At 68.2% G+C, this 24,224-nt stretch carries 23 protein-coding genes; 20 read left to right on the top strand and 3 right to left on the bottom strand.

All coding sequences use genetic code 11. The annotated features are described in order from the left end of the window. Positions 1-43 precede the first annotated feature (43 nt). The 6 genes from ftsY (at position 44) to CDOO_RS08790 (ending at position 6,185) form a co-directional block, all read left to right on the top strand. Positions 44-1,492: a signal recognition particle-docking protein FtsY gene (gene ftsY, locus CDOO_RS08815; protein WP_081610301.1), complete on the top strand. Its 1,449-nt coding sequence runs from the start codon at positions 44-46 to the stop codon at positions 1,490-1,492. 215 nt (positions 1,493-1,707) lie between these two features. Further along, positions 1,708-3,138 carry an ammonium transporter gene (locus tag CDOO_RS08810; RefSeq protein WP_018020954.1) on the top strand — a complete coding sequence of 477 codons (1,431 nt, stop codon included), beginning with the start codon at positions 1,708-1,710 and terminating at the stop codon, positions 3,136-3,138. Next, positions 3,135-3,473, top strand: coding sequence for a P-II family nitrogen regulator (locus CDOO_RS08805; RefSeq protein WP_018020955.1), 339 nt, complete (start codon positions 3,135-3,137; stop codon positions 3,471-3,473). The genes CDOO_RS08810 and CDOO_RS08805 overlap by 4 nt, the downstream gene beginning before the upstream one ends. A 135-nt stretch (positions 3,474-3,608) precedes the next feature. Continuing rightward, entirely contained in the window at positions 3,609-5,282 is a 1,674-nt protein-coding gene (gene ffh / locus CDOO_RS08800) for a signal recognition particle protein (protein WP_018020956.1), read from the top strand. 150 nt (positions 5,283-5,432) lie between these two features. Beyond that, positions 5,433-5,978, top strand: coding sequence for a hypothetical protein (locus tag CDOO_RS08795; RefSeq protein WP_155861260.1), 546 nt, complete (start codon positions 5,433-5,435; stop codon positions 5,976-5,978). A 45-nt stretch (positions 5,979-6,023) separates the two neighbouring features. After that, on the top strand, positions 6,024-6,185 hold the full coding sequence (locus CDOO_RS08790; protein ID WP_051063976.1) for a helix-turn-helix domain-containing protein: 162 nt from the start codon (positions 6,024-6,026) through the stop codon (positions 6,183-6,185). Here the strand turns inward: CDOO_RS08790 and CDOO_RS08785 are convergent. The 3 genes from CDOO_RS08785 to CDOO_RS08775 all read right to left on the bottom strand — a co-directional run bounded on the left by CDOO_RS08785 (position 6,182) and on the right by CDOO_RS08775 (position 10,317). Next, a complete protein-coding gene (locus CDOO_RS08785; RefSeq protein WP_018020959.1) occupies positions 6,182-7,135 on the bottom strand; it encodes an L-lactate dehydrogenase in 954 nt (317 codons plus the stop codon). The genes CDOO_RS08790 and CDOO_RS08785 overlap by 4 nt on opposite strands. Positions 7,136-7,240: 105 nt before the next feature. Then, complete coding sequence (locus CDOO_RS08780; RefSeq protein WP_018020960.1) at positions 7,241-8,170, bottom strand: SGNH/GDSL hydrolase family protein; 930 nt, start codon at positions 8,168-8,170, stop codon at positions 7,241-7,243. Next, positions 8,167-10,317 carry an acyltransferase family protein gene (locus CDOO_RS08775; RefSeq protein WP_018020961.1) on the bottom strand — a complete coding sequence of 717 codons (2,151 nt, stop codon included), beginning with the start codon at positions 10,315-10,317 and terminating at the stop codon, positions 8,167-8,169. The genes CDOO_RS08780 and CDOO_RS08775 overlap by 4 nt, the downstream gene beginning before the upstream one ends. A gap of 320 nt (positions 10,318-10,637) precedes the next feature. On the opposite strand from CDOO_RS08775, the gene rpsP reads away from it, so the two are divergent. The 14 genes from rpsP to dprA all read left to right on the top strand — a co-directional run bounded on the left by rpsP (position 10,638) and on the right by dprA (position 24,220). Continuing rightward, positions 10,638-11,183 (top strand): 30S ribosomal protein S16, encoded by a 546-nt coding sequence (gene rpsP / locus CDOO_RS08770; protein WP_018020962.1) that lies wholly within the window; start codon positions 10,638-10,640, stop codon positions 11,181-11,183. A gap of 94 nt (positions 11,184-11,277) precedes the next feature. Continuing rightward, positions 11,278-11,778, top strand: coding sequence for a ribosome maturation factor RimM (gene rimM / locus CDOO_RS08765; RefSeq protein ID WP_018020963.1), 501 nt, complete (start codon positions 11,278-11,280; stop codon positions 11,776-11,778). Continuing rightward, the gene (trmD, locus tag CDOO_RS08760) at positions 11,778-12,965 is read left to right on the top strand and encodes a tRNA (guanosine(37)-N1)-methyltransferase TrmD (protein WP_018020964.1); all 1,188 of its coding nucleotides are present in this window, start codon (positions 11,778-11,780) and stop codon (positions 12,963-12,965) included. Before rimM ends, trmD begins: the two co-directional genes overlap by 1 nt. A gap of 21 nt (positions 12,966-12,986) precedes the next feature. Then, on the top strand, positions 12,987-13,670 hold the full coding sequence (locus CDOO_RS08755; protein WP_018020965.1) for a DedA family protein: 684 nt from the start codon (positions 12,987-12,989) through the stop codon (positions 13,668-13,670). 10 nt (positions 13,671-13,680) lie between these two features. Next, positions 13,681-15,897, top strand: a complete 2,217-nt coding sequence (locus CDOO_RS08750) for a Tex family protein (protein WP_018020966.1) — start codon at positions 13,681-13,683, stop codon at positions 15,895-15,897. A gap of 27 nt (positions 15,898-15,924) precedes the next feature. Continuing rightward, complete coding sequence (gene pepN, locus CDOO_RS08745) at positions 15,925-18,336, top strand: aminopeptidase N (RefSeq protein ID WP_018020967.1); 2,412 nt, start codon at positions 15,925-15,927, stop codon at positions 18,334-18,336. A 46-nt stretch (positions 18,337-18,382) separates the two neighbouring features. Then, complete coding sequence (locus tag CDOO_RS08740) at positions 18,383-18,751, top strand: putative quinol monooxygenase (RefSeq protein ID WP_018020968.1); 369 nt, start codon at positions 18,383-18,385, stop codon at positions 18,749-18,751. 132 nt (positions 18,752-18,883) lie between these two features. Further along, positions 18,884-19,228: a 50S ribosomal protein L19 gene (rplS, locus tag CDOO_RS08735; protein ID WP_018020969.1), complete on the top strand. Its 345-nt coding sequence runs from the start codon at positions 18,884-18,886 to the stop codon at positions 19,226-19,228. Between the two features lie 118 nt (positions 19,229-19,346). Continuing rightward, complete coding sequence (gene lepB / locus CDOO_RS08730) at positions 19,347-20,093, top strand: signal peptidase I (RefSeq protein ID WP_018020970.1); 747 nt, start codon at positions 19,347-19,349, stop codon at positions 20,091-20,093. After that, positions 20,094-20,753: a ribonuclease HII gene (locus tag CDOO_RS08725; protein ID WP_018020971.1), complete on the top strand. Its 660-nt coding sequence runs from the start codon at positions 20,094-20,096 to the stop codon at positions 20,751-20,753. After that, positions 20,750-21,055 (top strand): DUF2469 domain-containing protein, encoded by a 306-nt coding sequence (locus tag CDOO_RS08720; protein WP_018020972.1) that lies wholly within the window; start codon positions 20,750-20,752, stop codon positions 21,053-21,055. The genes CDOO_RS08725 and CDOO_RS08720 overlap by 4 nt, the downstream gene beginning before the upstream one ends. Before the next feature lie 144 nt (positions 21,056-21,199). Next, entirely contained in the window at positions 21,200-21,559 is a 360-nt protein-coding gene (locus CDOO_RS08715; RefSeq protein ID WP_018020973.1) for a YraN family protein, read from the top strand. Next, the gene (locus CDOO_RS08710) at positions 21,546-23,054 is read left to right on the top strand and encodes a YifB family Mg chelatase-like AAA ATPase (protein WP_018020974.1); all 1,509 of its coding nucleotides are present in this window, start codon (positions 21,546-21,548) and stop codon (positions 23,052-23,054) included. The genes CDOO_RS08715 and CDOO_RS08710 overlap by 14 nt, the downstream gene beginning before the upstream one ends. Beyond that, on the top strand, positions 23,051-24,220 hold the full coding sequence (gene dprA, locus CDOO_RS08705) for a DNA-processing protein DprA (RefSeq protein WP_018020975.1): 1,170 nt from the start codon (positions 23,051-23,053) through the stop codon (positions 24,218-24,220). Before CDOO_RS08710 ends, dprA begins: the two co-directional genes overlap by 4 nt. The last annotated feature ends 4 nt before the right edge of the window (positions 24,221-24,224 follow it).

Genomic DNA, 24,224 nt, shown 5'->3' with positions numbered 1-24,224 from the left:
GCAGGCGTGCTCAGGGTGACTACACCTACCGGTTAGTGCCACTATGGGGAGCATGAATATGACTCTGCTCTGGATCATTGTCGCCATCGTCGTGGTCGTGCTGATTCTCATCGGCGTGCTCGTGGCCGTGGGCAACCGACGCAAAAAAGCCAAGACGGTCTCCTTCGACAGGAAGGACGACGCGCCCAAGGAGCTCACGCAGCAGGAGAAGTCGGGCAACTACCAGGCCGCCGGCGGTTTCGCGTTCTCCCCGGCGGGGACCGCGCAGCCGGTTTCGGAGCCCGTGCTTCGCGACGACCAGGATCTCACCCCGCGGGAGACCCCGCAGGCCGAGCCCGAGACCCCGGTGTTCGAGGACGTGGCCGAGGACGTCATCGCGGATGACGCTGACCGGGCCGAGATCGAGGAGACCACGCAGGAGCCGGTCATCGATCCGCGGGAGGAAGCGGAGGAAGCGGCCGAGGCGGCCGCGAGCACCGCAGATGCCGCCGCAGAGGCGAAGGAGCAGACCCCGCCCCCGGCGGCCGAGCCCGCTCCGGCGCCGGCACCGGCTCCGACCGAGGAGATCGCACCCGCCGCGGGCCGCCTGGGCCGCCTGCGGGGCAACCTGTCGCGCTCGCAGAACGCCCTGGGCCAGGGGCTGCTCGGCGTGCTCACCGCGGGCGATCTCGACGAAGACGCGTGGGAGGAGATCGAGGACACGCTCATCATGGCCGACCTCGGCTCCGCCCTGACCATGAAGGTGACGGAATCCCTGCGGCACAAGTTCGCCGAGCGGGGAGTGACCTCCGAGGCCGAGGCCCGCGCGATGCTGCGGGAGACGCTCATCGAGGCCGGCCGGCCCGAACTCGACCGTTCCATCAAGGCGGTGCCCTCCGAGGGCAAACCCGCGGTGATCCTCGTCGTGGGTGTCAACGGCACCGGTAAGACCACCACCACGGGCAAACTCGCCCGGGTGCTGGTGTCCATGGGCCACAAGGTGTTGCTCGGCGCGGCCGACACCTTCCGCGCGGCGGCCGCCGATCAGCTGGAGACCTGGGGCCGTCGCGTCGGGGCCACCACCGTGCGCGGCAAGGAGGGCGCCGACCCCGCTGCGGTTGCCTTCGATGCCGTGGCCAGGGGCGTGGAGGAGCGCGCCGACGTGGTCATCATCGACACGGCCGGACGGCTGCACACCGCGACCGGCCTGATGGACCAGCTGGGCAAGGTCAAACGCGTCGTGGAGAAGAAGTCCGCCGTGGACGAGGTGCTCCTCGTGCTCGACGCCACCGTCGGTCAGAACGGGCTCATGCAGGCCCGGGTGTTCCGCGAGGTCGTGGACATCACCGGCGTGGTGCTCACCAAGCTGGACGGCACCGCCAAGGGTGGCATCGTCTTCCAGGTCCAGGAGGAGCTCGGGGTTCCCGTCAAGCTGGTGGGCCTCGGCGAGGGTGCGGATCACCTCGCCCCCTTCGAGGTCGAGGGGTTTGTGGACGCGCTGCTGGGCAGCTAACCACCCCCGCAGGGTACCCCTGTGCAAGGGCCGTCGTCACGTGTGTGGCGGCGGCTTTTTGTGTGTCTGAGCAGCGCACTTGAAGTGGCGGCCGGGGAGGGGGCGGGATAGTTTCACCCGCCAACCTATAGAAACTCCTACCTGTCGGTTTATAGTTAGCGTCGTTCGATCTAACTAACGCCCGATAGAAACAAAACGGAAAGGGGTAGGTTGCCATGACAGCGGAACAGACGGCGGCGGCCTCCGGAGACACCAGCTGGATGCTCATATCCGCATCCCTCGTGCTCCTCATGACGCCCGCGCTCGCACTCTTCTACGGCGGCATGAGCTCACGCCGCAACGTGCTCAACATGATGATGATGTCCTTCGGCGCCCTCGGCCTCGTCTCAGTCATCTACGTGCTGTGGGGATGGTCCATGTCCTACGGAACACAGTCCCTCGGCGGGATCGTGGCCAACCCCTTCGAGTCCTTCGGGCTCAGCGGGCAGATCACCGACGAGGCCGGCAACTATGTCGAAGGCGCCTCCGGCTACCCCAACATCGTCGACATCGGCTTCCAGCTCACCTTCGCCGTCATTTCTTCGGCGATCATCTCCGGTGCTCTGGCTGGACGCGTGAAGTTCTCCACCTGGCTCGTGTTCACCGGCGTGTGGGTCACCCTCGTCTACTTCCCGCTGGCGCACATGGTGTGGGGCGGCGGCATCCTCTCCCACTCCGAGCACTCCCTGGCCAGCTGGGTCTTCGGGCTCACCGACGGCGAGGCCACCATCCATCCCATCGACTTCGCCGGCGGCACCGTCGTCCATATCTCCGCGGGTACGGCGGCACTCGTCCTGGCCCTCGTGGTGGGCAAGCGCGAGGGATTCCCGCTGATGGTGCAGCGCCCGCACAACCTGCCCATGGTCATGCTCGGCGCGGGCCTCCTGTGGTTCGGCTGGTTCGGCTTCAACGCCGGCTCCGCCTTCCACGCCGACGGCCTCGCGGGCCTGGCCTGGGTCAACACCACCGTCGCCGCGGCGGCCGCCATGCTCGGCTGGCTCGGGGTGGAGCGCCTGCGCGACCGCACCGGAACCTCTCTCGGTGCAGCCTCCGGCCTGGTCGCCGGCCTGGTGAGCATCACCCCGGCCGCCGGCAACGTGTCCCCGCTCGGCGCGATCATCCTCGGCGCCATCGGCGGTGTGCTCGCGTGCCTCGGTGTCGGGCTGAAATACCGCTTCGGCTTCGACGACTCCCTCGACGTCGTCGGCGTGCACCTGGTCGCCGGACTCTGGGGCACCATCGGCCTGGCGTTCGTCGCCACCGATGACGGCGTGTTCACCGGGGGAGGAGTGGACGGGCTGAAGCTGCTCTTCGTCCAGTTCATGATCGCCGCCGTGGCCGTCCTCTTCGCCGGAGTGATCACCCTGCTCATCGCGCTCGCACTGAAGGCGACCATGGGCTGGCGCATCGCCCCGGAGGCCGAGTTCGAGGGCATCGACTTCCACGAGCACCGCGAGACCTCCTACGACGTCACCGGGCGCGCCGGCGGCGGCGGGGGATTCGCCCTGGCCGGTCTGGTGAAGGATCATGCTGATCACGCCGCCCAGCCTGCCCAGCCTGTCCAGACAGAAGCACCCGCTACCCAGCAGAAAGAGAGCCTGTCATGAAGCTGATCACGGCCGTCGTCAAGCCTTTCACCCTCCCGCGGATCCTGGAGAAGCTCGTCGAACTGGGCATTCACGGCATGACCGTCACCGAGACCCAGGGCTACGGCCGCCAGCGCGGGCAGTCCGAGGTCTACCGCGGCGCCGAATTCGCCACCGACTTCGTGCCCAAGGTCAAGATCGAGATCGTGGTCACCGACGAGTCGCTCGACGCGGTCTGCGACGCCGTGGTGGCCGCCGCGCACACCGGCAAGATCGGTGACGGCAAACTCTGGGTCACCTCGGTCGACACCGTCATCCGGGTACGTACGGGGGAGCGTGACGACGACGCGGTCTAGCCGGGGAGGAATGTGACCCGCTCCCCGGCAACGCGCTAGGCTGGGGAAGTTAGATTTCGGATCGCCCGGCTCACGCTGCCGGCCGCAGGTCCGCGAACGAGAATCACATCCCCTAGTCACCGAGGAAGTACACGAGTGTTTGAGACTCTGTCCGATCGCCTGTCCGGTGCCCTGAGCGGGCTGCGCGGCAAGGGCAAACTCACCGAGGCGGACATCGACGCCACCGCCCGCGAGATCCGCCTCGCCCTGCTCGAGGCCGATGTCTCGCTGACGGTCGTGCGTGCCTTAATCAAGAGGATCAAGGACCGTGCCCTCGGTGCCGAGGTCTCCGCCGCGCTGAACCCGGCGCAGCAGGTGGTGAAGATCGTCAACGAGGAACTCGTGCAGATCCTCGGCGGCGAGACCCGCCGACTCCAGCTGGCCAAGAACCCGCCGACGGTGATCATGCTCGCCGGCCTGCAGGGTGCGGGTAAGACCACCCTGGCAGGCAAGCTGTCCAAGCACCTGAAGAAGCAGGGCCACACCCCGATGCTGGTGGCCTGTGACCTGCAGCGACCGGGTGCGGTGCAGCAGCTGCAGATCGTCGGCGAGCGCGCCGGCGTGCCCACGTTCGCGCCGGACCCCGGGACGTCGATAGATTCCCACGAGCACGAGATGGGCACCTCCCACGGTGACCCCGTGCAGGTCGCGCAGCGGGGCATCAACGAGGCCCGCCGCACGCAGCACGACGTGGTCATCATCGATACCGCGGGTCGTCTCGGCATCGACGAGACACTCATGACTCAGGCGCGCGACATCCGCGACGCGGTCAACCCCGACGAGGTCCTCTTCGTCATCGACTCCATGATCGGCCAGGACGCGGTGCTCACCGCGGAGGCCTTCGCCCAGGGCGTCGACTTCACGGGCGTGGTGCTGACCAAGCTCGACGGCGACGCCCGCGGTGGTGCCGCGCTGTCCATCCGCGAGGTCACCGGCAAGCCCATCCTGTACGCCTCCACCGGTGAGAAGCTCGAGGACTTCGACGTCTTCCACCCGGAGCGCATGGCCAGCCGCATCCTCGGCATGGGCGACATCCTCAGCCTGATCGAGCAGGCCGAGTCCGTCTTCGACCAGGAGCAGGCCGAGTCCGCCGCCGCGAAGATCGGCAGCGGCGAGATGACGCTCAACGACTTCCTGGATCAGCTCATGATGGTCCGTCGTCTCGGCCCGCTGGGCACCATCATGAAGATGCTGCCCGGTGGCAAAGAGATGAACCAGATGGCCGACATGGTCGACGAGAAACAGCTCGACCGTATCCAGGCCATGATCCGCGGCATGACCCCCGAGGAGCGCGACAACCCGAAGATCCTCAACGCCTCGCGCCGCAAGCGCATCGCCAACGGCTCGGGTGTGTCGGTCTCTGAGCTCAACCAGCTCGTGGAACGCTTCTTCGAGGCGAAGAAGATGATGTCCCAGATGGCCGGCAAGATGGGCATGGGTGGCCCGGGCATGCAGCGCTCGGCCACCAAGAAGAAACCCAAGGGACGCAAGGGCAAGAACGGCAAGCGCAAGCCGGCGAAGTCCCGGCCGAACCAGCCGCAGATGCCGGGCGGCATGCCCGGTGGCATGGACATGAGCCAGCTGCAGAAGATGGCCGAGCAGATGGAGAGCCAGGGCGGCGGCATGCCGGGAATGCCGGGAATGCCCAAGCTCCCGGGTATGGGAGGCGGCGCCCCGAAGCCCGCGGACCAGCCGAAGGGCATGGACAACATCGACGTGAACAACCTGGACTTCAACGCCGCCATGGAGCGACTGCGCGGCAAGAAGTAACACTGGGCGAGTAATCCGCGGAAGCTTTCGGGCTCCCGCGGATTTTTTGTGCCTCCCGACTTGCGGGCATATCGATATTCGATATATCATATCGATAAACGATGCATCGATAATCGATGTGCCACCCACGTCCGCCAGGAGGAAACCAGAATGAACACACGCAGAACTACGACCGGGGGAGCAGTGGTGGCCCTGGGCATCGCTGTCTCGTGGATCGGCATCGACATCTTCCGGACCTTCTCCACCCGGGGATTTGAGGCGGCGCTCGCACCCGCCCTCGACCCTTCACTCGGCGGCGGCGGACGGGTGCCCTTCGACGTTCTGGACTCCGGCCCGTTCGGCTACTACCTCACCGGATACATCCTCTGCATCCTCGGCCTGCTCATGGCCACGCTCTTCCTGCTCACGGCCGCTCAGTCGTACTCCCGGAGCGGGCAGCTGGGCAGGCGGATCGGCCTGCTGCTCACGGGTGCGAGCGCCGGAATCATGGTGTGGGCGGTGGGAAAGTTCATCACCCACATGGGTAACAACTTCGCGGCCAACCGGCTCGGCGTCCTCGACAGGTGGGAGGGGATGAATATGCTGGATATGCAGACCATGATCCTCATGTCCATGTTCTTCGCGACACTGTCGTTCCTGTCCATGGTGTCGGCTCGGACGTTGACGCTGCAGGAGGAACAGGAAGGTCTGGTGTAGGTGAAAGTTCACTGCCATCTGGGTGTGCTTCTCGACGAGCGTGGCATGACCATCGCCGAGTTGTCCAAGCGCGTGGACATCACGCCGGCGAACCTGTCGAAGTTGAAGAACAACCGCGCGCGGGCCATCAGGTTCGACACCCTCGTGGCCCTCTGCGACGCGCTGGGGTGCCAGCCCGGCGATCTGCTCACGGTGTCCGGAGATTAACCAGCAGGGAAGAGCCGGTCCTGGATCTGCCGCAGCGTGTTGGCGGAGTGGGTGAAACGCTCCATCTCGTGATCGGTGAGCTCCAGCTCGACGACCCGGCGGATGCCACCGCGGTTAATCACCGCGGGAACGCCGATGTAGAGATCGTCCTGCCCGTACTTGCCGTGCAGGTGCGCGGAGACGGGCAGCGCCACGTCCTGGTTCTCCAGGATCGCGCGGGTGATGCGGGACAGGCCCATGCCGATGCCGTAGGAGGTCGACCCCTTGGCGTCGATGATCCGGTAGGCGGCGTCGCGGGTCTGCTCGAAGATCTTCTCCAGCTGCGGCGTGAGATCCGGATCCTTCTCCATCATCCGCCGCATGGACACACCCGCGATGGTGGCGGAGGAGAGCACGGGCAGCTCGGTGTCGCCGTGCTCGCCGATGATGTAGGCGTGGATGGAGCTGGGGGCGACCTCGTAACGCTCGCCGAGCATGAAGCGGAAGCGGGCGGAGTCCAGCACGGTTCCGGAGCCGATGACCCGGTGGGAGTCCAGCCCCGAGTACTTCCACACCGCGTAGGTGAGCACGTCGACGGGGTTGGTGGACACGAGGAAGATGCCGTTGAAACCCGCCCCCATGACGTTGTCCACGATGGACTTCATGATCGCCGCGTTTTTGTCCACCAGGTCCAGGCGGGTCTCGCCCGGCTTCTGGGCGGCGCCGGCGGTGATGATGACGATGGCCGCGTCCGCGCAGTCCTCGTAGGTGCCCATGGTCACCCGCGTGCGGGACTGTGCCCACACCACGCCGTGGTTGAGGTCCATGACGTTGCCGAGCAGTTTCTTCTCGTCGATGTCGATGATGGCCAGGTGGTCGGTGATTCCCAGGTTGATCAGCGAGTACGCGCAGGCGACTCCGACGTCACCGGCACCGATGAGAACAACTTTTCTTTCCGCGAAGCTCGTCATGGGGATCCGGGTCCTTCCAGCAGGATTGGGGGTTCACCGCCCATTATGTCCCCGGAACGGGCGCTGCGCTGGCCGAGTTGTGGAGAGATGTCTCTAGCGGCGCGGCTAGATGACGCGCAGCACCGCCTCCGCCATGGCCTCCTGGCCGCGCGGGGTGGGATGCAGCGGGTAGGAATCCGTCTCGTCCCCGGTGAGGTCGACGAAACGGTCCTCAATCGGCGCGCACACGGTGTGCTGGGCGAGGTCATCGAAGGTGTTGTCCGCCAGAACAAACGTCGCGCCGTTGCGCTCCGCGGCGCTGCCCAGGAGGGTGTCCAGCGAAAGGGTCAGCGCGGCGACCCAGAACCGGTCCCGGGAGGAGAACTCCATGGCCGCCTCGCACTCGTCCCTGCCGGTCACCAGCGGGGTGTATCCGGTGGTCACCACGGTGAGGCCGTCCATCGTTCCGCCGTGCTGCTCGCGGATTGCTGCGTAGAGATCGTCGAGACGCGAGGGCAGCTTGGAGAGTCTCTCCTCCATCTGCGGTCCGAGCTGATCCTGGCAGTCCGAGGTGGTCGGGTCCGAGTTGACGCAGCGGGCGATGTCCGCGAAGCCGAGGTCGTTGCCGCCGATCGACAGGGTGATGAGGTCGGTGTCCGGCGTGACGGCCTCGATCTGCGGCGGGAGGATCTCCTCGCCGGTGTCGCGGGTGCCCAGGATGTTGTCGATCGTCGAACCCTGGCAGGTGACGTCCTCGGCGAGTTCCACGTCCTCATCGTCGGCTACCGTGGCGGCGTAGTTGTCCACGGAGCGGTTGCAGAAGTCCGGGCTGCCCGGCTTGAAGTCGTCCTTCGTGCCCATGGACGCGTAGGAATCACCAAGGGCAACATAGTTGCTGTAGGACTCGGACGCGGAGGCCTCACCCAGCGGTGCCGCGGCGGCGACGGATTCCGCGGAGGTGGCGGTGTTCTCGGGAGCTTCCGGGGAGCAGGCGGTCAGGGCAGCGACGGTCAGGACGGCGAGCGCGGCGGCGACAGGCTGGTTCTTGGTTCTCACCTGCGTGATGCTACTGAATTTTCCGGCCGCGTGGTGTGGCCGGTGAGCAGCGGCTCCAGCCGCTCCCACAGGAGGGGAGCGGTGGACGTGGCAAAAGCGTTGGAGATGTGGTTCTGGTCGCGGTAGACGGTGATGTTGCCGATCACCGGCGGGCACAGCACCGGACCGCAGAACCAGTCGGACGTATCGACGGCCGTGGCAAACTCATACCCACTCAGCACCCCCTCCGCCGGATCGGCGTCCGCGTAGACGAACTCGCGGCGGGTGGCGCACTCGTCGACGGAGTCCGGGCCCAGGTCGAGCAGGCAGTAGTTGGCGTCGGCTGGTTCGAGGTCGCCGTTCAGCGTCCACGGGTTGTCGCGCAGGCCCAGGAAGGTGATCTCGTTGCGGTCCAGCTCCGCCCAGAACTCCTCGTAGCCGAGCGGGACGATGTCGGGCCCGAGGCCGGCCAGCTCCAGGGGTCGCGTCGAGGTGGACACGACGACGTCGGGGTCAAGCTCGATGATGTGCTCGACGGCACCCTCCGCCCACGTCTCACACTCCGGGGAGACGCCGTAGTGCGCGCCGAGGACGATGGGGCACTCCTGGCGCAGGAAGGGAACGACCCGGAAACCGTGCTCCCGGCCGAGCACGTCGAGGGGTTCGGTCCACGGCTCGGCGTGCGAGCCCCCGGCGATGACCACCGTGCGTTCGGCGGTGGTGTCGCCGTAGATGCAGTCCTCGTCGCCACCGAGCTCGGCGGGGTAGAGGTTCGTCGGCTCGTCGAGGAACACCAGGCAGCTGTCGCGGCCCGGCGCCGGGAAGATTCCCGCGGCGACCGCCGGCTCCGGGCGGGCCGGTGCGTGCGGAGAGTCCGCGCCGAACTGGGCCATCGCCCCGGGGTAGTGGTCGGGATCGAGGGACTCGTCGGCGGCGTTGTCGGCCAGCGCGGCGTACCCGGGCTGGACGGTGAGCAGGCCCGCCACCAGGGCGCTGATCCCGATCCCGCCCAGCGCGCGGGCTCGTCCGGGGATCTCGTCGAGCGAGGCCCGCGCTTCGTCGACCGGGTGGTCTGTCACCGTCGGCCGTCGGCGGTGCTGTCGGAGGGGGCTTTCGACGTGCCGGAAGGTGAGGTCCGCGAGGAGCAGCGACGCGGCGATCACGGCAATGCCGAGGACGACCGGCGGTTTCTCTCGGCCGGTGAGTGCGGTGAGCACGATGAGCAGGGGCCAGTGCCAGAGGTAGAGCGAGTAGGCGATGTTTCCCAGCCAGAGGCTGAACGGCGAGGTCAGCGCGCGGGAGGCCGCGTTGCGCCTGCCCGACAGGATCACCAGCACCGCGCCGCTGACCGGGAGCAGGGCCACCGGCCCCGGAAACACAAACGTCTCCGACACCACGACGCCCGTCAGGGCGATCAGGGCGACGCCCAGCGGCGCAGACCACCGGGGGAGGCGAAGTTTGTGCTGGTAGAGCGCGAGGACACCGCCGAGAGTGAGTTCCCAGGCCCGGGAGAAGGAGGAGTAGTAGCTGCCGGGGGTGCCGACCAGCCCGTGCCGGGCGGCCCAGAGGAAGGACACCACGGTCACGGCGATGAGGGCCGGGCCGGCGATGCGGCGCAGGTCATCGGCGGAGAGATCCCGCGTGCGGGCCAGCCAGGTGAGCACGAGCCCGAAGCCGATGGCGAAGACATAGAACTGCCCCTGCACCGACATCGACCACAGGTGCTGCAGGGGAGAGGCGTCCACGGACGCTGCCGCGTAGGCGGCGTCCTGGCCGATGAGCTCCCAGTTGAGCACGTACCCGATACTCGCGGTGACCTGGCGGGCCAGCTCCGGGGTGATGAGCTGCCGGGTCACCAGCAGCACGGCCAGCACCGTGGCGGTGAGCACCACCGCGAGGGCGGGGACCAGGCGGCGGATCACTCGCCACAGCGGCCACCAGGGATTGAGGCTGGCATCCGGCCGGGAGGCGTAACGCAACTGGGAACCGAGGAAGAAGTACCCGGAGAGAAGGAGGAACACGTCCACGCCGCCGGAGACCCGGCCGACAAACACGTGGAAGATGACCACCAGGGCGATGGCGACTCCCCGCAGGCCGTCCAGGTCGAGGCGGTAGGCGTCGGTCGAGGGGGCGGTCGTCCTCTGCCCAGCAGAAGTTCCTGCCGTCACGCTCTCACCCACTTCACCTCTGTACACAATCGGCCCCTCACCCTATAGGACGGCGATCCGGGCCCACGCCGACCCACGGGCTAGTGCCGTCTTTTGGAGGGGCGGCCCGGTCACGCTAAAGTGTGTGAGGTTGTCCTGTGTCCCGCCCGGTCTGAGCCGGGGGAGCGCGGAACAGCGAAAAAACTTCACGCTGCGTAACACCGTCACCGACTCCGGCCGGCCGGTACGTCACAAGCAGCATAAATCCAAGGGTTGAACCGGCCCGCCGAAGCATTTGGCGGGTGTCTGAACTGCCCGGTGACTAGACACAAGGAGCCAACATGGCTGTCAAGATCAAGCTTCAGCGTATGGGTAAGATCCGTAACGCCCAGTACCGCGTCATCATCGCCGATGCCCGCACCGCCCGTTCGGGCCGCGCCATCGAGAACATCGGCATCTACCACCCGAAGGAAGAGCCCTCGCTCATCCAGATCGATTCCGAGCGTGCGCAGTACTGGCTCGGCGTCGGCGCCCAGCCGACCGAGCCGGTCATGGCACTGCTCAAGGTCACCGGTGACTGGCAGAAGGCCAAGGGCCTGCCGGGCGCCGAGGGCACCCTGCGCGTCGCCGAGCCGAAGGCCTCCAAGCTGGATCTTTTCAACGCCGCTCTCGCCGAGGCCAACGACGGCCCGTCGATCGAGTCCATCGCCAAGTCCAAGCAGAAGGCCAAGGAAGAGGCTGAGGCCAAGGCCGCAGCTGAGGCTGAGGCTGCCCGCAAGGCTGAGGCTGAGGCCGCTGCCGCCGGCGAGGCTGACGCCGACGCCGACGCTGCTGCCGAGGAGGCTCCCGCCGAGGAGTCCGGAGAGGCTCCGGCCGAGGAGAACTAACTCCCGCGCCGAATAATCCCGATCCCCGCTGGGGTCGGGATTTTTTCCGCCCTCACCCCGGGACTCACCCGGGCGACGGCTAGAATCATCGCCCATGGAACTGATGATCGGTCGAGTGATTAAGTCCCACGGGATCCGTGGCGAGGTCTCGGTCGAGGTGACCACCGACGACCCTGAAGACCGCTTCGCCGTCGGGCAGACGCTCGATGGCCGGCAGGGCAACCGCGAGGTCGAGCTGACGGTCAAGAGCTCCCGCCCGCACAAGGGCCGCCTGCTGCTCACCTTCGAGGAGATCCCGGACCGCACCGCGGCCGACCAGCTGCGCGGCACGAAGTTCTTCGCCGAACCCGCGGAGGACGAGGACGACGACGGCTTCTACGACCACGAGCTCGAGGGCCTGCGCATCATCCACGAGGGCGCGGACATCGGCGAGGTCACCGGCATCGCCCACACCGTCAACCGCGTCATCCTCGAGGTCACCCTCACCGACGGTAAGGAGGTGCTCATCCCGTTTGTCGAGGAGATCGTGCCCGAGGTCGACCTGGAGGCGGGCACCGCGACCATCACCCCGCCCGAGGGGCTGCTCGAGCTGTGATGCGCATCGACGCGATCACCATCTTCCCCGAGTACCTCGAACCCCTGCGCCACGCCCTGCTGGGCAAGGCCATCGAGGACGGCCACCTTGCGGTCGGCGTGCACGACCTGCGCGACTGGGCCACCGGCGCGCACCGGAGCGTCGACGCCCGACCGGCGGGCGGCGGGCCCGGCATGGTGATGAAACCCGAGGTCTGGGGCCCGGCACTCGACGATGTCGCGGCCGGCAGGGTCGAGGGAGGCTTATCGACGGCCGTCGCTCACAAGTCGGTGGCCCGGCACGATGAGTTGGCGGGCGTCGACAAGCATCTCTATGCCGCCGGGGACAGAGACACCCGGCCGCTGCTGCTCGTGCCCACCCCGGCGGGAAAACCCTTCACGCAGGAGGATGCCCGGGCGTGGTCGCGCGAGGAGCACATCGTGTTCGCGTGCGGGCGCTACGAGGGCATCGACCAGCGGGTGTTCGACGACGCGGAGCAGCGCTACCGGGTGCGGGAAGTCTCCATCGGGGACTACGTGCTCATCGGCGGGGAGGTGGCCGTGCTGGTCATCACCGAGGCGGTGGTCCGGCTGATCCCCGGGGTGCTGGGCAACCAGGACTCGCACCTGGAGGACTCGTTCTCCGACGGGCTGCTCGAGGGCCCGAGTTACACCAGACCGCGGGAGTGGCGTGGGCTGGAGGTCCCGGAGGTGCTGCTCGGCGGGGACCACAAGAAGATCGAGGCGTACCGGCGCCGGGAGTCGCTGCGGCGCACTCGCGACGTGCGGCCCGATCTGCTCGACGCGGCGGAGCTGAGCAGGCAGGATAGGTTCATGCTGAACTCCCGGGCCATCCATACCGACCTCAACGTACTTCTGCGCCAGCGCGAGTGGGACGCGGTGGCCGCCAAGCTGTCGAAGAAGCTGCGCAAGGCCGGTTACGAGGTCACCTCGATCCACGCCGAGCCGGTGGACCTCACCTGCGAGCCCGACAACATGCTGCTCACCCAGTACCTGCAGGCCGAGGGCGCGCCGCCCCGGGAGCCGGTGCTGCGCATCCTCATCAACGGTGTGAGTGATCTGGAGCTGCGGGAGGCGACCCGCGTCGTGGTCAAAGAACTTCCGGGCGCGGAGTACTGGTACGGCACCTCCGACGAGGGGGAGGCGGAGCCGGGCATCGCCGCCGCGTGCGCCTGGCAGCACCCTTAAGGTGTGCAAGGATGTGTCGTTGTGACTGTAGCGAAGAACGAACCCCAGCTGCCGGAGTTCCTGGAGAACCCGAAACGCACCGACGTGGTGCTCATGGTTCTCATGGGGGTCATCGTCGTCTGGGGATTCGCCATGATCCCGCTGCGCGGCTGGCTGCTCAACCACCCGCTGGCTTATGACCTGCTGGTCGGCGGCTACACCAGCGCGGTCATCTCCGGCGCGTACACCAGCGACGGGCAGGGCACCTGGTGGGTCTACCTGCTGGCCAACATCGTCGGCGCCGTGAAGTGGGTGCCCATCTACTGGCTCATGGGCCTGAGGTGGGGGCACGACTTCATCGATCTCTCCGTGCAGTACATGCCCCGGGTGAAGTCCTTCTTGCGCCGCTTCCTGGGGTCGAAGTCACGCAAGTCGATCGCCATTACCGCCGGGCTGGTGCCGCTGGCCTACCTGCCCGGCCCGGTGCCGGCGAACATCGTCAACGCGGTGCTCGGGCTGTTCCGGCTCCCGTGGTGGGCCGTGCTCGCCTACAACGCGGCTTGCGTCGCGCTGGTCAACGGCGTGATGATGTGGCTGGGTTACCTGCACGGCGACCAGGTGCTCGCGGTGATCGAGGTGGTCAACCGCTACCTGCTGTGGATCACCCTCGGCCTGCTCGCCCTGGTGTTCTTCCGTGCGTACCGACAGGCGAACCGGGCGCGCTAGAATCACACGAATGTCATTCGCAGCAATCATCGCCCGAGAGCTCGGCGTGCCGGAATCCTCCGTCGCCGCGGCCCTGAAACTTCTCGACGAGGGCAACACCGTCCCCTTCATCGCCCGTTACCGCAAGGAAGCCACCGGTGGGCTGGATGACACCCAGCTGCGCACCCTCGAGGAACGCTCCCTCTACCTGCGCGAACTCGAGGAGCGCCGCGAGGCCGTGCTTGCCGCCATCGAGGAACAGGGCAAACTCACCGATCAGCTGCGCGCCGAGATCCGCGCCGTGGACACCAAGGCCCGCCTCGAGGACCTCTACCTGCCCTACAAGAAACGCCGCCGCACCAAGGCGGACATCGCCCGCGAGGCAGGGTTGGAACCGCTTCTCGACGCCCTGCTCGCCGATCCCTCCGCCGCGCCGGAGACGCTCGCCCAGGGGTATGTCACCGAGGGATTCGAGGACGCCAAGGCGGCGCTGAACGGCGCGCGTTCCATCCTCATCGACCGCTTCTCCCTCGACGCCGACCTGGTGGGGGAGGTGCGCGAGAAGATGTTCCGCCAGGGCACGATGCGCTCGTCCGTCGTGGCCGGAAAGGAGAACGAGGGCGCGAAGTTCCGCGACTACTTCGACTTCTCCGAACCCTTCACCTCGCTGCCCTCGCACCGCATCCTGGCGCTGCTGCGCGGGGAGAACGAGGGAGCGCTCTCGCTCAACCTCGACCCCGGCGAGGACACGGAGTACGAGTCGCTTATCGCCTCCCGCTTCGACCTGGACACCGAGCACTCCGCCTGGCAGCGCGAGGCCGCGCGTTTCGGCTGGCGCACCAAGCTGCTCATCTCCTCCGGGCTGGATGTGCGCCTGCGCCTCAAGGAGCATGCCGAGCAGGGCGCGCTGGGTGTCTTCGCGGAGAACCTGCGCGACGTCCTGCTCGCCGCCCCTGCCGGGCAGCGGCCGACCCTGGGCCTGGACCCCGGTTTCCGCAACGGCGTGAAGTGCGCCGTGGTCTCGGCCACCGGCAAGGTGCTGGACACCGTGGTGGTCTACCCGCATCAGCCGCAGAACCGCTGGTCCGATGCGGTCTCCGTGCTGTCGTCGCTGTGCCGCAAACACGACGTGGAGCTGCTCGCCGTGGGCAACGGCACCGCGTCGCGTGAGACGGAGAAACTCGCCGGGGAGATCGTCGCCGGCACCTCTGCCACCCCGGTCATCGTCTCCGAGTCGGGGGCGTCGGTGTACTCGGCCTCCGCGGCCGCCGCCGAGGAGTTCCCCGATATGGACGTCTCCCTGCGCGGCGCGGTGTCCATTGCGCGTCGCCTGCAGGACCCGCTGGCGGAGCTGGTGAAGATCGACCCGAAGTCCATCGGCGTGGGCCAGTACCAGCACGACGTTAACCAGACCGCCCTGGCCAGGACACTCGACGGCGTGGTCGAGGACGCGGTCAACGGTGTCGGAGTGGACGTCAACACCGCCTCCGCGCCGCTGCTCGAGCGGGTCGCCGGGGTGAACTCCACCGTGGCGCACAACATCGTCGCCTACCGCGACGAGAACGGGGCATTCGCCTCCCGCAAGGAGCTGGGCAAGGTGCCGCGCCTGGGGGCCAAGTCTTTCGAGCAGGCCGCCGGCTTCCTGCGTGTGCACGGCGAGAACCCCCTCGACGCCTCCGCGGTGCACCCGGAGTCCTACCCCGTGGTGAAGAAGATCGCGCAAGCCACCGGGCTGAGCGTGGACCGCCTGCTGGGCAACTCCGCCGCCCTGGCCAAGCTGCGCCCGGCCGACTTCGCCGACGAGAAGTTCGGCGTTCCCACCGTCACCGACATCATCGCCGAGCTGGACAAACCCGGACGCGACCCGCGGCCGGAGTTTAAGACGGCCACGTTCAAGGAGGGCGTCGAGAAGCTCAGCGACCTCAAGCCGGGCATGTCCCTGGAGGGGACGGTGACCAACGTCGCGGCCTTCGGCGCGTTCGTGGACATCGGAGTGCACCAGGACGGGCTCGTGCACGTGTCGCAGCTGGCGGACAAGTTCGTCTCCGACCCGCACGAGGTCGTGCGCTCCGGGCAGGTCGTGCGGGTGCGGGTGGTCGAGGTGGACGAGAACCGGGGGCGCATCTCGCTGACCATGCGCACCACCGACGAGAATCGCGGTGCCCGGCCGGCCAAGAAGAAGCAGCCGCCGAAGCAGGACGCCGGATCCCTGGCCGACGCCCTGCGCAACGCCGGGTTCGGGCGCTGACCCGGCCGGGCGTGGCAAGGTGGGTTCATGATCTATGCGCTCACGCTTGCCGACGCCCGCCACCGCTCCACCCACCTCACGGTGGAGCACTACGACCTGTGGCTCGGCCTCACCGACGACCCCGCCACCGCGGAGACCTTCGCCGTCACCTCGGAGATCACGCACACCAGCGCCGAGGCCGGGATCGTCCTCGACTACCTCGGCGAGAGCGTCACCACGGTGGAGGTCGACGGTGCCCCGGTGGAGTATTTGTTTGCTGACGGGCAGATCTGGCTGGAGGTGCCCGTCGATACGCGATGTTCCGTGAAGGTGGCCGGGCGCTCGCGGTATTCGCGCACCGGGCAGGGCCTGCACCGCTTCACCGACCCGGCCGACGGCCGCACGTACCTGTACTCGCACTTCGAGCCCTCCGACGCGCGCCGGGTGTACCCCTGCTTCGACCAGCCGGACCTCAAGGCGACGTTCTCCGTTCGGATGAGTGTGCCGGAGGGGTGGACGGCGCTGGCCAACGGCGCGGAGACCGACCGGGAGGGGGACAGCGTGCACTTCGCCGAGACCCCGCCGATGTCGACCTACCTCATGGCCTTTGCCGCGGGAGAGTACGTCCGCGCCGGGCACGCCACCTCCGAGGGGGTCGAGCTGGGCGTCTGGGCGCGGGCCTCCATGGCGGAGTTTGTCGACGACGAATTCCTGCAGATCACCGCCCGAGGCCTGCCGTACTTCAACGAGGTGTTCGGTTACCCCTACCCCTGGGGAAAATACGACTCCATCTTCGTGCCCGAATACAACCTCGGTGCCATGGAGAACCCCGGCCTGGTCACCTTCACGGAGAGGTACCTCTTCCAGGACCGCGCCACCCGCGCCCAGCACGCGGCGCGTGCGAACACGATCCTCCACGAGATGAGCCACATGTGGTTCGGCGACCTGGTCACGCCGAGGTGGTGGGACGACCTGTGGCTCAAGGAATCCTTCGCCGAGTTCATGGGGGCGGACGCATCCCTGCACGTCAGCGACTACGCCGAGGCCCGCGCGAACTTCGCTGGCGACCGCAAGAACTGGGCCTACCAGCAGGATCAGCTGCCCACCACGCACCCGATCGCCGCAGAGATCCCCGACGTGGACGCGGCACGGCAGAACTTCGACGGCATCACCTACGCCAAGGGCGCGGCCGTGCTCACCCAGCTGGTGCACTACATCGGGCGCGAGGCATTCTTCGCCGGCGCGCGCGACTACTTCTCGGCCCACGCCTTCTCCTCCGCCACGTTCGCGGACCTGCTCGCCGCGCTCTCGGCACACACGGACGTCGACCTGGGGGAGTGGGCGGATCGCTGGCTGCGCACCACCGGCCCGGATCGCCTCGACCCCGCGCGGGTCGGCGACACCCTCACCCTCGCCCACGAGGGAAACCGCCCGCACCGCCTCGACGTCGGGGTCTACGCCGCAGGAAGGTGCATCAAGGGCATCGACGTCACCGTGCCCGCGGAGGCCGATGAGGTGACGGTCGAGCTGCCCGCGGGGGCGGAGCTGGTGATCGTCAACGACACCGACCAGACCTATGCGCTGACGGGCGTGGACAAACGCTCGCTGCTCTGGCTCACCGAGCACCTCTCCGAGATCGAGGATCCGCTGGCCCGGGCGGTCGTGTGGACCTCGCTGTGGAACCTCTGCCGCGACGGCCGCCTGCCCGTGGCGGACTACGTGGCCATCGCCGCCCGGCACGCACCTAAGGAGGACAACCCGGGCATGATCGCCCGCACGCTGGGCGCGGCACTGCAGGCCGCCCGGGACTACACCGCTGACGACACCCTCGCGGACCGCCTGGCGGAGCAGCTGTGGAACGCGCTCGGGGACGCCGAACCCGGCTCCGACGCGCAGCTCGCCATCGCTCGGGTGGCCATCGCCGCGCTGAGTTCAGAGGGCTCGGGGGAGAGGCTACGGACGCTTCTCGACGCCCGCCTACCCGGCCTCACCGTGGACAACCAGCTCGCCTGGTCCATCCGCGCCGCCCTGGCCGCGTGCGGGGAGATCAGCCGGGAGGAACTCGACGAGGCACACGCCCGGGACGCCACCCTGTCCGGGAAAACGCGTCACCTGCGTGCCGTCTGGGCCGCCCCCTCGGCCGAGACCAAGACCGAGCTCTTCGATACGGTCACCGTGCCGGGCAGATGGTCCAACGACGAGGTGGACGCCCTGCTCGCCGCCTACACCGCCCCGGGTTCGCAGCCACTGCGCGCGCACCTGGACCGACGGTTCTTCGACTGGGTCCCGCAGATCTGGGAGGAGCACCCCATGGAGATCGCCAACCGGCTGGTGCGCGGGCTGTACCCGGACGTTGCGGGTGAGGTCCCCGGTGAGCTGCCGGCGGCGCTGCGCCGAGTGCTGGCGGAATGTGCGGACCAGCGCGAGCGCGCGGCACGGCTGCGGGCGCTGAACGGCTAAGGGTGAGGGGAGCGTCGATAAGCCTCCTCCGGCTACCATCGCGTGCATGTCCCAGATCACCGGCGTCATCCACTTCACCTTCCGTCCCGGCATGGCGGAGCGATTCCTCGAGCTCTCCGGGCAGGCGCGCGGCCTGGTCGAGGCCAACGAGCCGGGAACGACACGTTACGACGTCTTTCTCTCACCCGATCGCCGGCAGGCCACCGTCATCGAGGAATACGTCGACTTCGACGCGGCCATGGCGCACCAGCACAACATCGGCGAGGAGCTCAACGCCGCCATCGTGGAAACCGCGTCGGAGGTGCACGGCGAGATCCTCGGGGACATCCCGGTGGAGGTGGCGGAGAGCCTGGTGGGGACGTCGGCAAGCCCTTTCCTCACCGTATTCCGCTCGGATTTGGCCGACCGCGTCTGAGCATGCCATCATTGACCGGTTGATTGTGCCCTGTCACGGGGCATCGTCGCACGACTTTGACACGGATACGAACCGGTTGAGCCGTCACTGGCCGCCAGGGTCCTCTGTCCTGAACTGTGAGGAATAACCATCATGACCAACATCATCGATCAGATCGACGCCCAGCAGCGCCGCGACGACATCCCCGATTTCCGCCCCGGCGACACGCTTGACGTGCACGTCAAGGTCATCGAGGGTGCCAACGAGCGTACCCAGCTGTTCAAGGGCTTCGTCCTGCGCCGCCAGGGCTCCGGCATCCGCGAGACCTTCACGGTCCGCAAGGTGTCCTTCGGCATCGGCGTGGAGCGTACCTTCCCGGTACACTCCCCGAACATCGCCAAGATCGAGGTCATCCGCAAGGGTGACGTCCGTCGTGCGAAGCTGTACTACATGCGCGACCTGCGCGGCAAGGCTGCCCGCATCAAGGAACGCCGCTAGTACCTGTCTCACGTCAATGGGCCGCACCGAGAAATCGGCGGGGCCCATTTTCTGTTCTCCGCCTGGGGCGTGCTGGCCGGGCAGGTGGCGCTGCCGGGCCCTGCTAGGCTGAGTCGCCGTGAGTTCCCCCAGAAATCGTGGCAGCAGGCGCGACCGCGAAACCAAGTCCCTGCCCTGGTACGTCGAGTTCCCGGTCATCATCGTGGTGACGATGATCATCATGGTGATCCTCCAGACCCTCATCGGGCGCGTGTACCTCATCCCCAGCGCCTCCATGGAGCCGACGCTGCACGGTTGCGAGGGCTGCACCGGCGACCGCATCGCCGTGGAGAAGGTCTCCTACTACCTTTCCGATCCCGAGCCCGGCGACGTCATCGTCTTCGAGGGCACCGACTCGTGGAACGCCGGTTTCGAATCCCACCGCTCGGCCAACCCTGTCGTGCGTGGCCTGCAGAACGTCGGCTCCTACGTCGGCCTCGTCGCCCCGGACGAGAACAACCTGGTCAAACGCATCATCGCCGAGGGCGGCCAGACCGTCTCCTGCCAGGCCGGTGACCCGGCGATCATGGTCGACGGCCAGCCCACGGACCAGTCGTTCATCCAGCAGCCCGCGCAGTACCCCGTGGACACGCAGTCCGGCTCCGAAGCCTGCGGCGGCGCCTACTTCGGCCCCGTCGAGGTGCCGGAGAACCAATACTTCATGATGGGCGACAACCGCACCAACTCCCTGGACTCGCGCTACCACCTGGGTGATCAGTTCCAGGGGACCATCCCCAGGGAGAACATCCAGGGCAAGGTGCAGGCGATCATCCTGCCCGTCGGCCGCTTCGGTGGGGTCGACGACCCGGACATCCAGCAGCAGTAGATGCGTCGCCTCTCCAAGCTGCGCACCCATGAGGTGACGCTGGAGAAGGCCGGGCTCGGGCCCGTCGCCGGCGTGGACGAGGCCGGTCGGGGAGCCTGCGCCGGGCCGTTGACCGTCGCCGCCTGCATCCTTCCTGCCCGCGCCTTTCCCGAGCTGGACCGGCTGACGGACTCCAAGAAACTCAGCCCGAAGCGCCGGGACGAACTCTTCGATGTCATCCGATCAGTGGCCGTGGCGTATTCCGTGGTGTCCATCGGGCCGGCGGAGATCGACGCCCGCGGGGTGCAGGTGGCCAACATCGACGGCATGCGCCGGGCGGTGGCAACGCTGGCCACACCCGCGGGATACGTGGTCACCGACGCCTGGCGGGTGCCCGGGCTCACCGCCCCGCACCTGCCCATCATCGGCGGCGACGCCACCGCGCGGTGCATCGCAGCCGCCAGCGTCCTGGCTAAGGTCACCCGCGACCGCCACATGGCCTCACTGGGGGAGCAGTATCCGGTGTACGGCCTGGCCGGGCACAAGGGTTACTCCACGAAGGCGCATCTCGACGCGGTGCGCCAGCACGGCGCGAGCAAGATCCATCGCTACACTTATGCCAATGTCGCGGCCGCCCACGCCGAGTGGGCGGCGAAGAAGTCACCGGAAGGACCTACGTGAGCGCTGAGGATCTCGAGAACTACGAAGCTGACGCCGAGCTTTCCCTCTACCGCGAGTACCGCGACGTGGTCAGCCAGTTCTCCTACGTCGTGGAAACCGACCGCCGCTTCTACCTCGCCAACGCCGTCGAACTCATCCCGCACTCCTCGGGCCCGGACGTCTACTACGAGGTCCGCATGTCCGACGCCTGGGTCTGGGACCTCTACCGATCCGCCCGTTTCGTGCGCTACGTCCGGGTGATCACCTACAAGGACGTCAACATCGAGGAGCTGGACAAGCCGGAGCTCACGTTCCCGGATTAGGCAACCCGCTGGTGCATGCAGCTGTGGACAACTGAGGTTGTCCACAGTTTTTTTGTGCTTATCGACGCCCGCCCCCACCCCTCGCGAGAAACCTGCCACGCTGCGTCGGTGAAGCCATTTCATCTGACGCAGGGGGAGTTTTCCATGACGGGCACCATCGAATTAGGCAGGCGCGGGGAGGCCTATGCCGCGCAGTTCTACCGGGAGCGGGGTGCGCAGGTGATCGACACCAACGTGCGCTTCGGCAGCGGGGAGATCGACATCATCGCCACGGAGCCGGACGGCACCGTGGTGTTCGTCGAGGTGAAGACGCGCACGGGCCAGGGCTTCGGGGGAGCGGAGTCCGTGACCCCGAGAAAGCTCCACCGGATGCGCTCGGCCGCGTCTCGGTGGCTGACCGGCCGGCCCTACGCCCCGGTGCGTTTCGACGTCGTGGTGCTCTACGTCGCCGGCGCCGGTTTCGAGCTCACCCACTACGAGGGGGTCGAGCATGGCGCTGGGTAGAACCACCACGACCGCCCTGGACGGGATCACCGCCCGCCTGGTCACCGTAGAGGCGAATGTCGGCCCCGGTCTGCCCGGCATCAGCGTCGTCGGGCTCGGTGATGCCTCCGTGCGGGAGGCGCGCTACCGACTGCGCACCGCAGTGGCCAATGCCGCCCTGGACTGGCCGAAGTCGAAAATCGTGCTCTCACTCTCTCCCGCGGACCTGCCCAAGCGTGGCTCCCACTTCGACCTGGCCATGTGCCTGGCGGTACTCGCCGCGCGGCACCCGGGGGCGGATGCCCGGCTGCGTGACGTGGTGGTGCTCGGAGAACTCGGGCTCGACGGGTCGGTGCGGGCGGTGACCGGGGTGCTGCCCTCCGTGCTGGCGGCGGCCAGGGAGAACAAGGCCACGGTGCTCGTTCCGCCGGGGAACCAGGAGGAGGCGGCCCTGGCCGAGGGGATCGACGTGCTCGTGGCCCCCAGTCTCGAGGCCGCCTGGGCCTGGGCCTGCGGGTCCCCGGTGCTCCACCGGGCCCGTCCGGGGATCCCGGGCACGAGTGCCGGCGTGCCCGACTTCGCCGACCTGGCCGGCCAGCACGACGCCCGCTGGGCCACCGAGGTCGCGGCTGCCGGGGGACACCACATGTTTCTCACCGGGCCGCCGGGTTCCGGAAAGTCCATGCTGGCCGAGAGGCTCCCCGGCATACTCCCGCCGCTGTCGCGGGCCGAGGCCCTCGAGGTGGGGGCGATCCGCTCGGTGGCCGGCGTCTCCACGGACAGGGCGATGCTCACCGTCCCGCCCCTCTCCGCACCCCACCACACCGTGACCCGGGCAGGGCTGCTAGGCGGCGGCTCCGGCCATCCCTCACCGGGAGCTGTGACGCATGCGCACCACGGGGTGCTCTTTCTCGACGAGGTCTCCGAGATACCCGCTGCCACCCTGGACTGCCTGCGGACCCCGCTGGAACACCGACGTATCGTGCTCCAGCGCGGCAACAGATCCACGGTGTTTCCCTCCCGGTTCCAGCTGCTGCTCGCCGCCAACCCCTGCAGGTGCGCCGCCGAGAACCCCGGCGACTGCACCTGCACGGTGGCCGAGCGACGCAACTACCTGTCCAACCTCTCCGGCCCGCTGCTGGACCGCATCGACATGATCGTGCGCACGACCGGAAAGGGCGGGGTGGTGTCCACCGAGGGCGCCGAGGCCAGCGCGGTCATCGCCGCCCGGGTCGCGGAGGCCCGCGGCCGGGCCGCGCGGCGCTGGGGGAACGCCGCCCGCAACAGCGATGTGGCGGGGCCGTATCTCCGACGCCACGCTCCCGCCGACGACACCGGCATGGCACTCGTCGAGGCCCACCTGGCCGTCGGCGACATCACCCAGCGGGGGGTCGACCGGGCGCTGCGCCTGGCCTGGACCATCTGCGACCTGGCCGGGCGGGACCGGCCCGACCTCGACCACGTGGCCCGGGCCCTGGAACTGCGCGGCTCCCAGCTAGAGGTGCGGGCGGCATGAACGAACGACTCGCCTGGGCCTACCTGTCCAGGGTGGTCGAGGGGCCGTCCCGGCCGCTCCAGGCCCTGCTCTCCGCGGGCCGGTGCGCGGAAGAGATCGCCCACGGTGTGCGCACCCGCGCCGGGTGGGTCGGCCCGCTCCTGCGGGAGACCGAGGCCCGGCACGGGTGGGACCGCGCCGCGGAGGATCTGGAGACGGCCGAGCGCCTCGGCGCGCGCCTGATCGCCCGCGGGGATGACGAGTGGCCCGCGGAGGAGTTTGATTCCGCCTTCGGTTTCGCGGCCACCGGGATCAGCGAGCATCTGCGCACGTACCAGTCGGACGCCGTGGCACCCCACGCGCTGTGGGTGAGGGGTCACGCGCTGGCACCGCTCCTGGCCAGGTCGGTGGCCATCGTGGGCACCCGCGCCCTCAGCGGCTACGGGAAGGCGGCCACCGAGCAGGTCGTCTCCGAGCTTGCGTCACAAAAGTGGACGATCGTCTCCGGCGGGGCCGTCGGGGTGGACGCTGTCGCCCACCGCGCAGCCCTGGTGACGGGGACATCCACCGTGGTGGTCGCCGCGTGTGGGCTGGACCGCGCCTACCCCAAGGAGAACGCGGAACTCTTCGGCACCATCGCCTCCCACCCGAAAGGCGGGGCGATCGTCTCCGAGTATCCGCCCGGAACCACGCCCCAGCGTCATCGTTTCCTCACCCGCAACCGGCTCGTGGCCGCACTCTCGCAGGGCACCGTCGTGGTGGAGGCCGCGTGGCGCTCCGGCGCACTCAACACCCTGAGCTGGGCAGAGGGTCTGGGACGGGTGTCCATGGCAGTGCCGGGACCGGTGACCTCGACCAACTCGCTGGGGTGTCACCGGCGTATCCGGGACGGCCGCGCCCAGCTGGTCACCGGGGGCGCCGACATCCGCGCGCTGCTGGAGGCGGTGGGGGCGGTCGACCCCGACGGGCAGTACGAGCTGGCCTTCGCACCCGACGAGGTGCAGGTGTTGTCGCGCAACGAGCTCCGGATCTTTGACGCCCTGCCACCCTCGGGGGAGATGCCCACGGAGCAGCTCGCGCGTGCGGCCGGGATGACCATCCCGCTGTGCGTGACCATCCTCGTCGACCTGAACCGCAGGGGGGTGGTGCGCCGGGTCGGCAACGCCTGGGAGCGAGTCGAACACTGACGTA

Source organism: Corynebacterium doosanense CAU 212 = DSM 45436 (genome assembly GCF_000767055.1).
GTDB lineage: Bacteria > Actinomycetota > Actinomycetes > Mycobacteriales > Mycobacteriaceae > Corynebacterium > Corynebacterium doosanense.
The sequence above is the reverse complement of the archived record's forward strand: the minus strand, read 5'-3'. Positions and strand labels throughout refer to the sequence as shown.

Bases quoted from the DNA above. Each gene is read 5' to 3' on its own strand.
- CDOO_RS08810 (WP_018020954.1), top strand. From the start codon at position 1,708: ATGACAGCGGAACAGACGGCGGCGGCCTCCGGAGACACCAGCTGGATG.
- CDOO_RS08805 (WP_018020955.1), top strand. From the start codon at position 3,135: ATGAAGCTGATCACGGCCGTCGTCAAGCCTTTCACCCTCCCGCGGATC.
- rplS (WP_018020969.1), top strand. From the start codon at position 18,884: ATGACCAACATCATCGATCAGATCGACGCCCAGCAGCGCCGCGACGAC.
- CDOO_RS08740 (WP_018020968.1), top strand. From the start codon at position 18,383: ATGTCCCAGATCACCGGCGTCATCCACTTCACCTTCCGTCCCGGCATG.
- trmD (WP_018020964.1), top strand. From the start codon at position 11,778: ATGCGCATCGACGCGATCACCATCTTCCCCGAGTACCTCGAACCCCTG.
- CDOO_RS08710 (WP_018020974.1), top strand. From the start codon at position 21,546: ATGGCGCTGGGTAGAACCACCACGACCGCCCTGGACGGGATCACCGCC.
- CDOO_RS08725 (WP_018020971.1), top strand. From the start codon at position 20,094: ATGCGTCGCCTCTCCAAGCTGCGCACCCATGAGGTGACGCTGGAGAAG.
- CDOO_RS08750 (WP_018020966.1), top strand. From the start codon at position 13,681: ATGTCATTCGCAGCAATCATCGCCCGAGAGCTCGGCGTGCCGGAATCC.
- CDOO_RS08795 (WP_155861260.1), top strand. From the start codon at position 5,433: ATGAACACACGCAGAACTACGACCGGGGGAGCAGTGGTGGCCCTGGGC.
- ftsY (WP_081610301.1), top strand. From the start codon at position 44: ATGGGGAGCATGAATATGACTCTGCTCTGGATCATTGTCGCCATCGTC.
- CDOO_RS08715 (WP_018020973.1), top strand. From the start codon at position 21,200: ATGACGGGCACCATCGAATTAGGCAGGCGCGGGGAGGCCTATGCCGCG.
- rpsP (WP_018020962.1), top strand. From the start codon at position 10,638: ATGGCTGTCAAGATCAAGCTTCAGCGTATGGGTAAGATCCGTAACGCC.
- rimM (WP_018020963.1), top strand. From the start codon at position 11,278: ATGGAACTGATGATCGGTCGAGTGATTAAGTCCCACGGGATCCGTGGC.
- dprA (WP_018020975.1), top strand. From the start codon at position 23,051: ATGAACGAACGACTCGCCTGGGCCTACCTGTCCAGGGTGGTCGAGGGG.
- CDOO_RS08785 (WP_018020959.1), bottom strand. From the start codon at position 7,135: ATGACGAGCTTCGCGGAAAGAAAAGTTGTTCTCATCGGTGCCGGTGAC.
- pepN (WP_018020967.1), top strand. From the start codon at position 15,925: ATGATCTATGCGCTCACGCTTGCCGACGCCCGCCACCGCTCCACCCAC.
- CDOO_RS08790 (WP_051063976.1), top strand. From the start codon at position 6,024: ATGACCATCGCCGAGTTGTCCAAGCGCGTGGACATCACGCCGGCGAAC.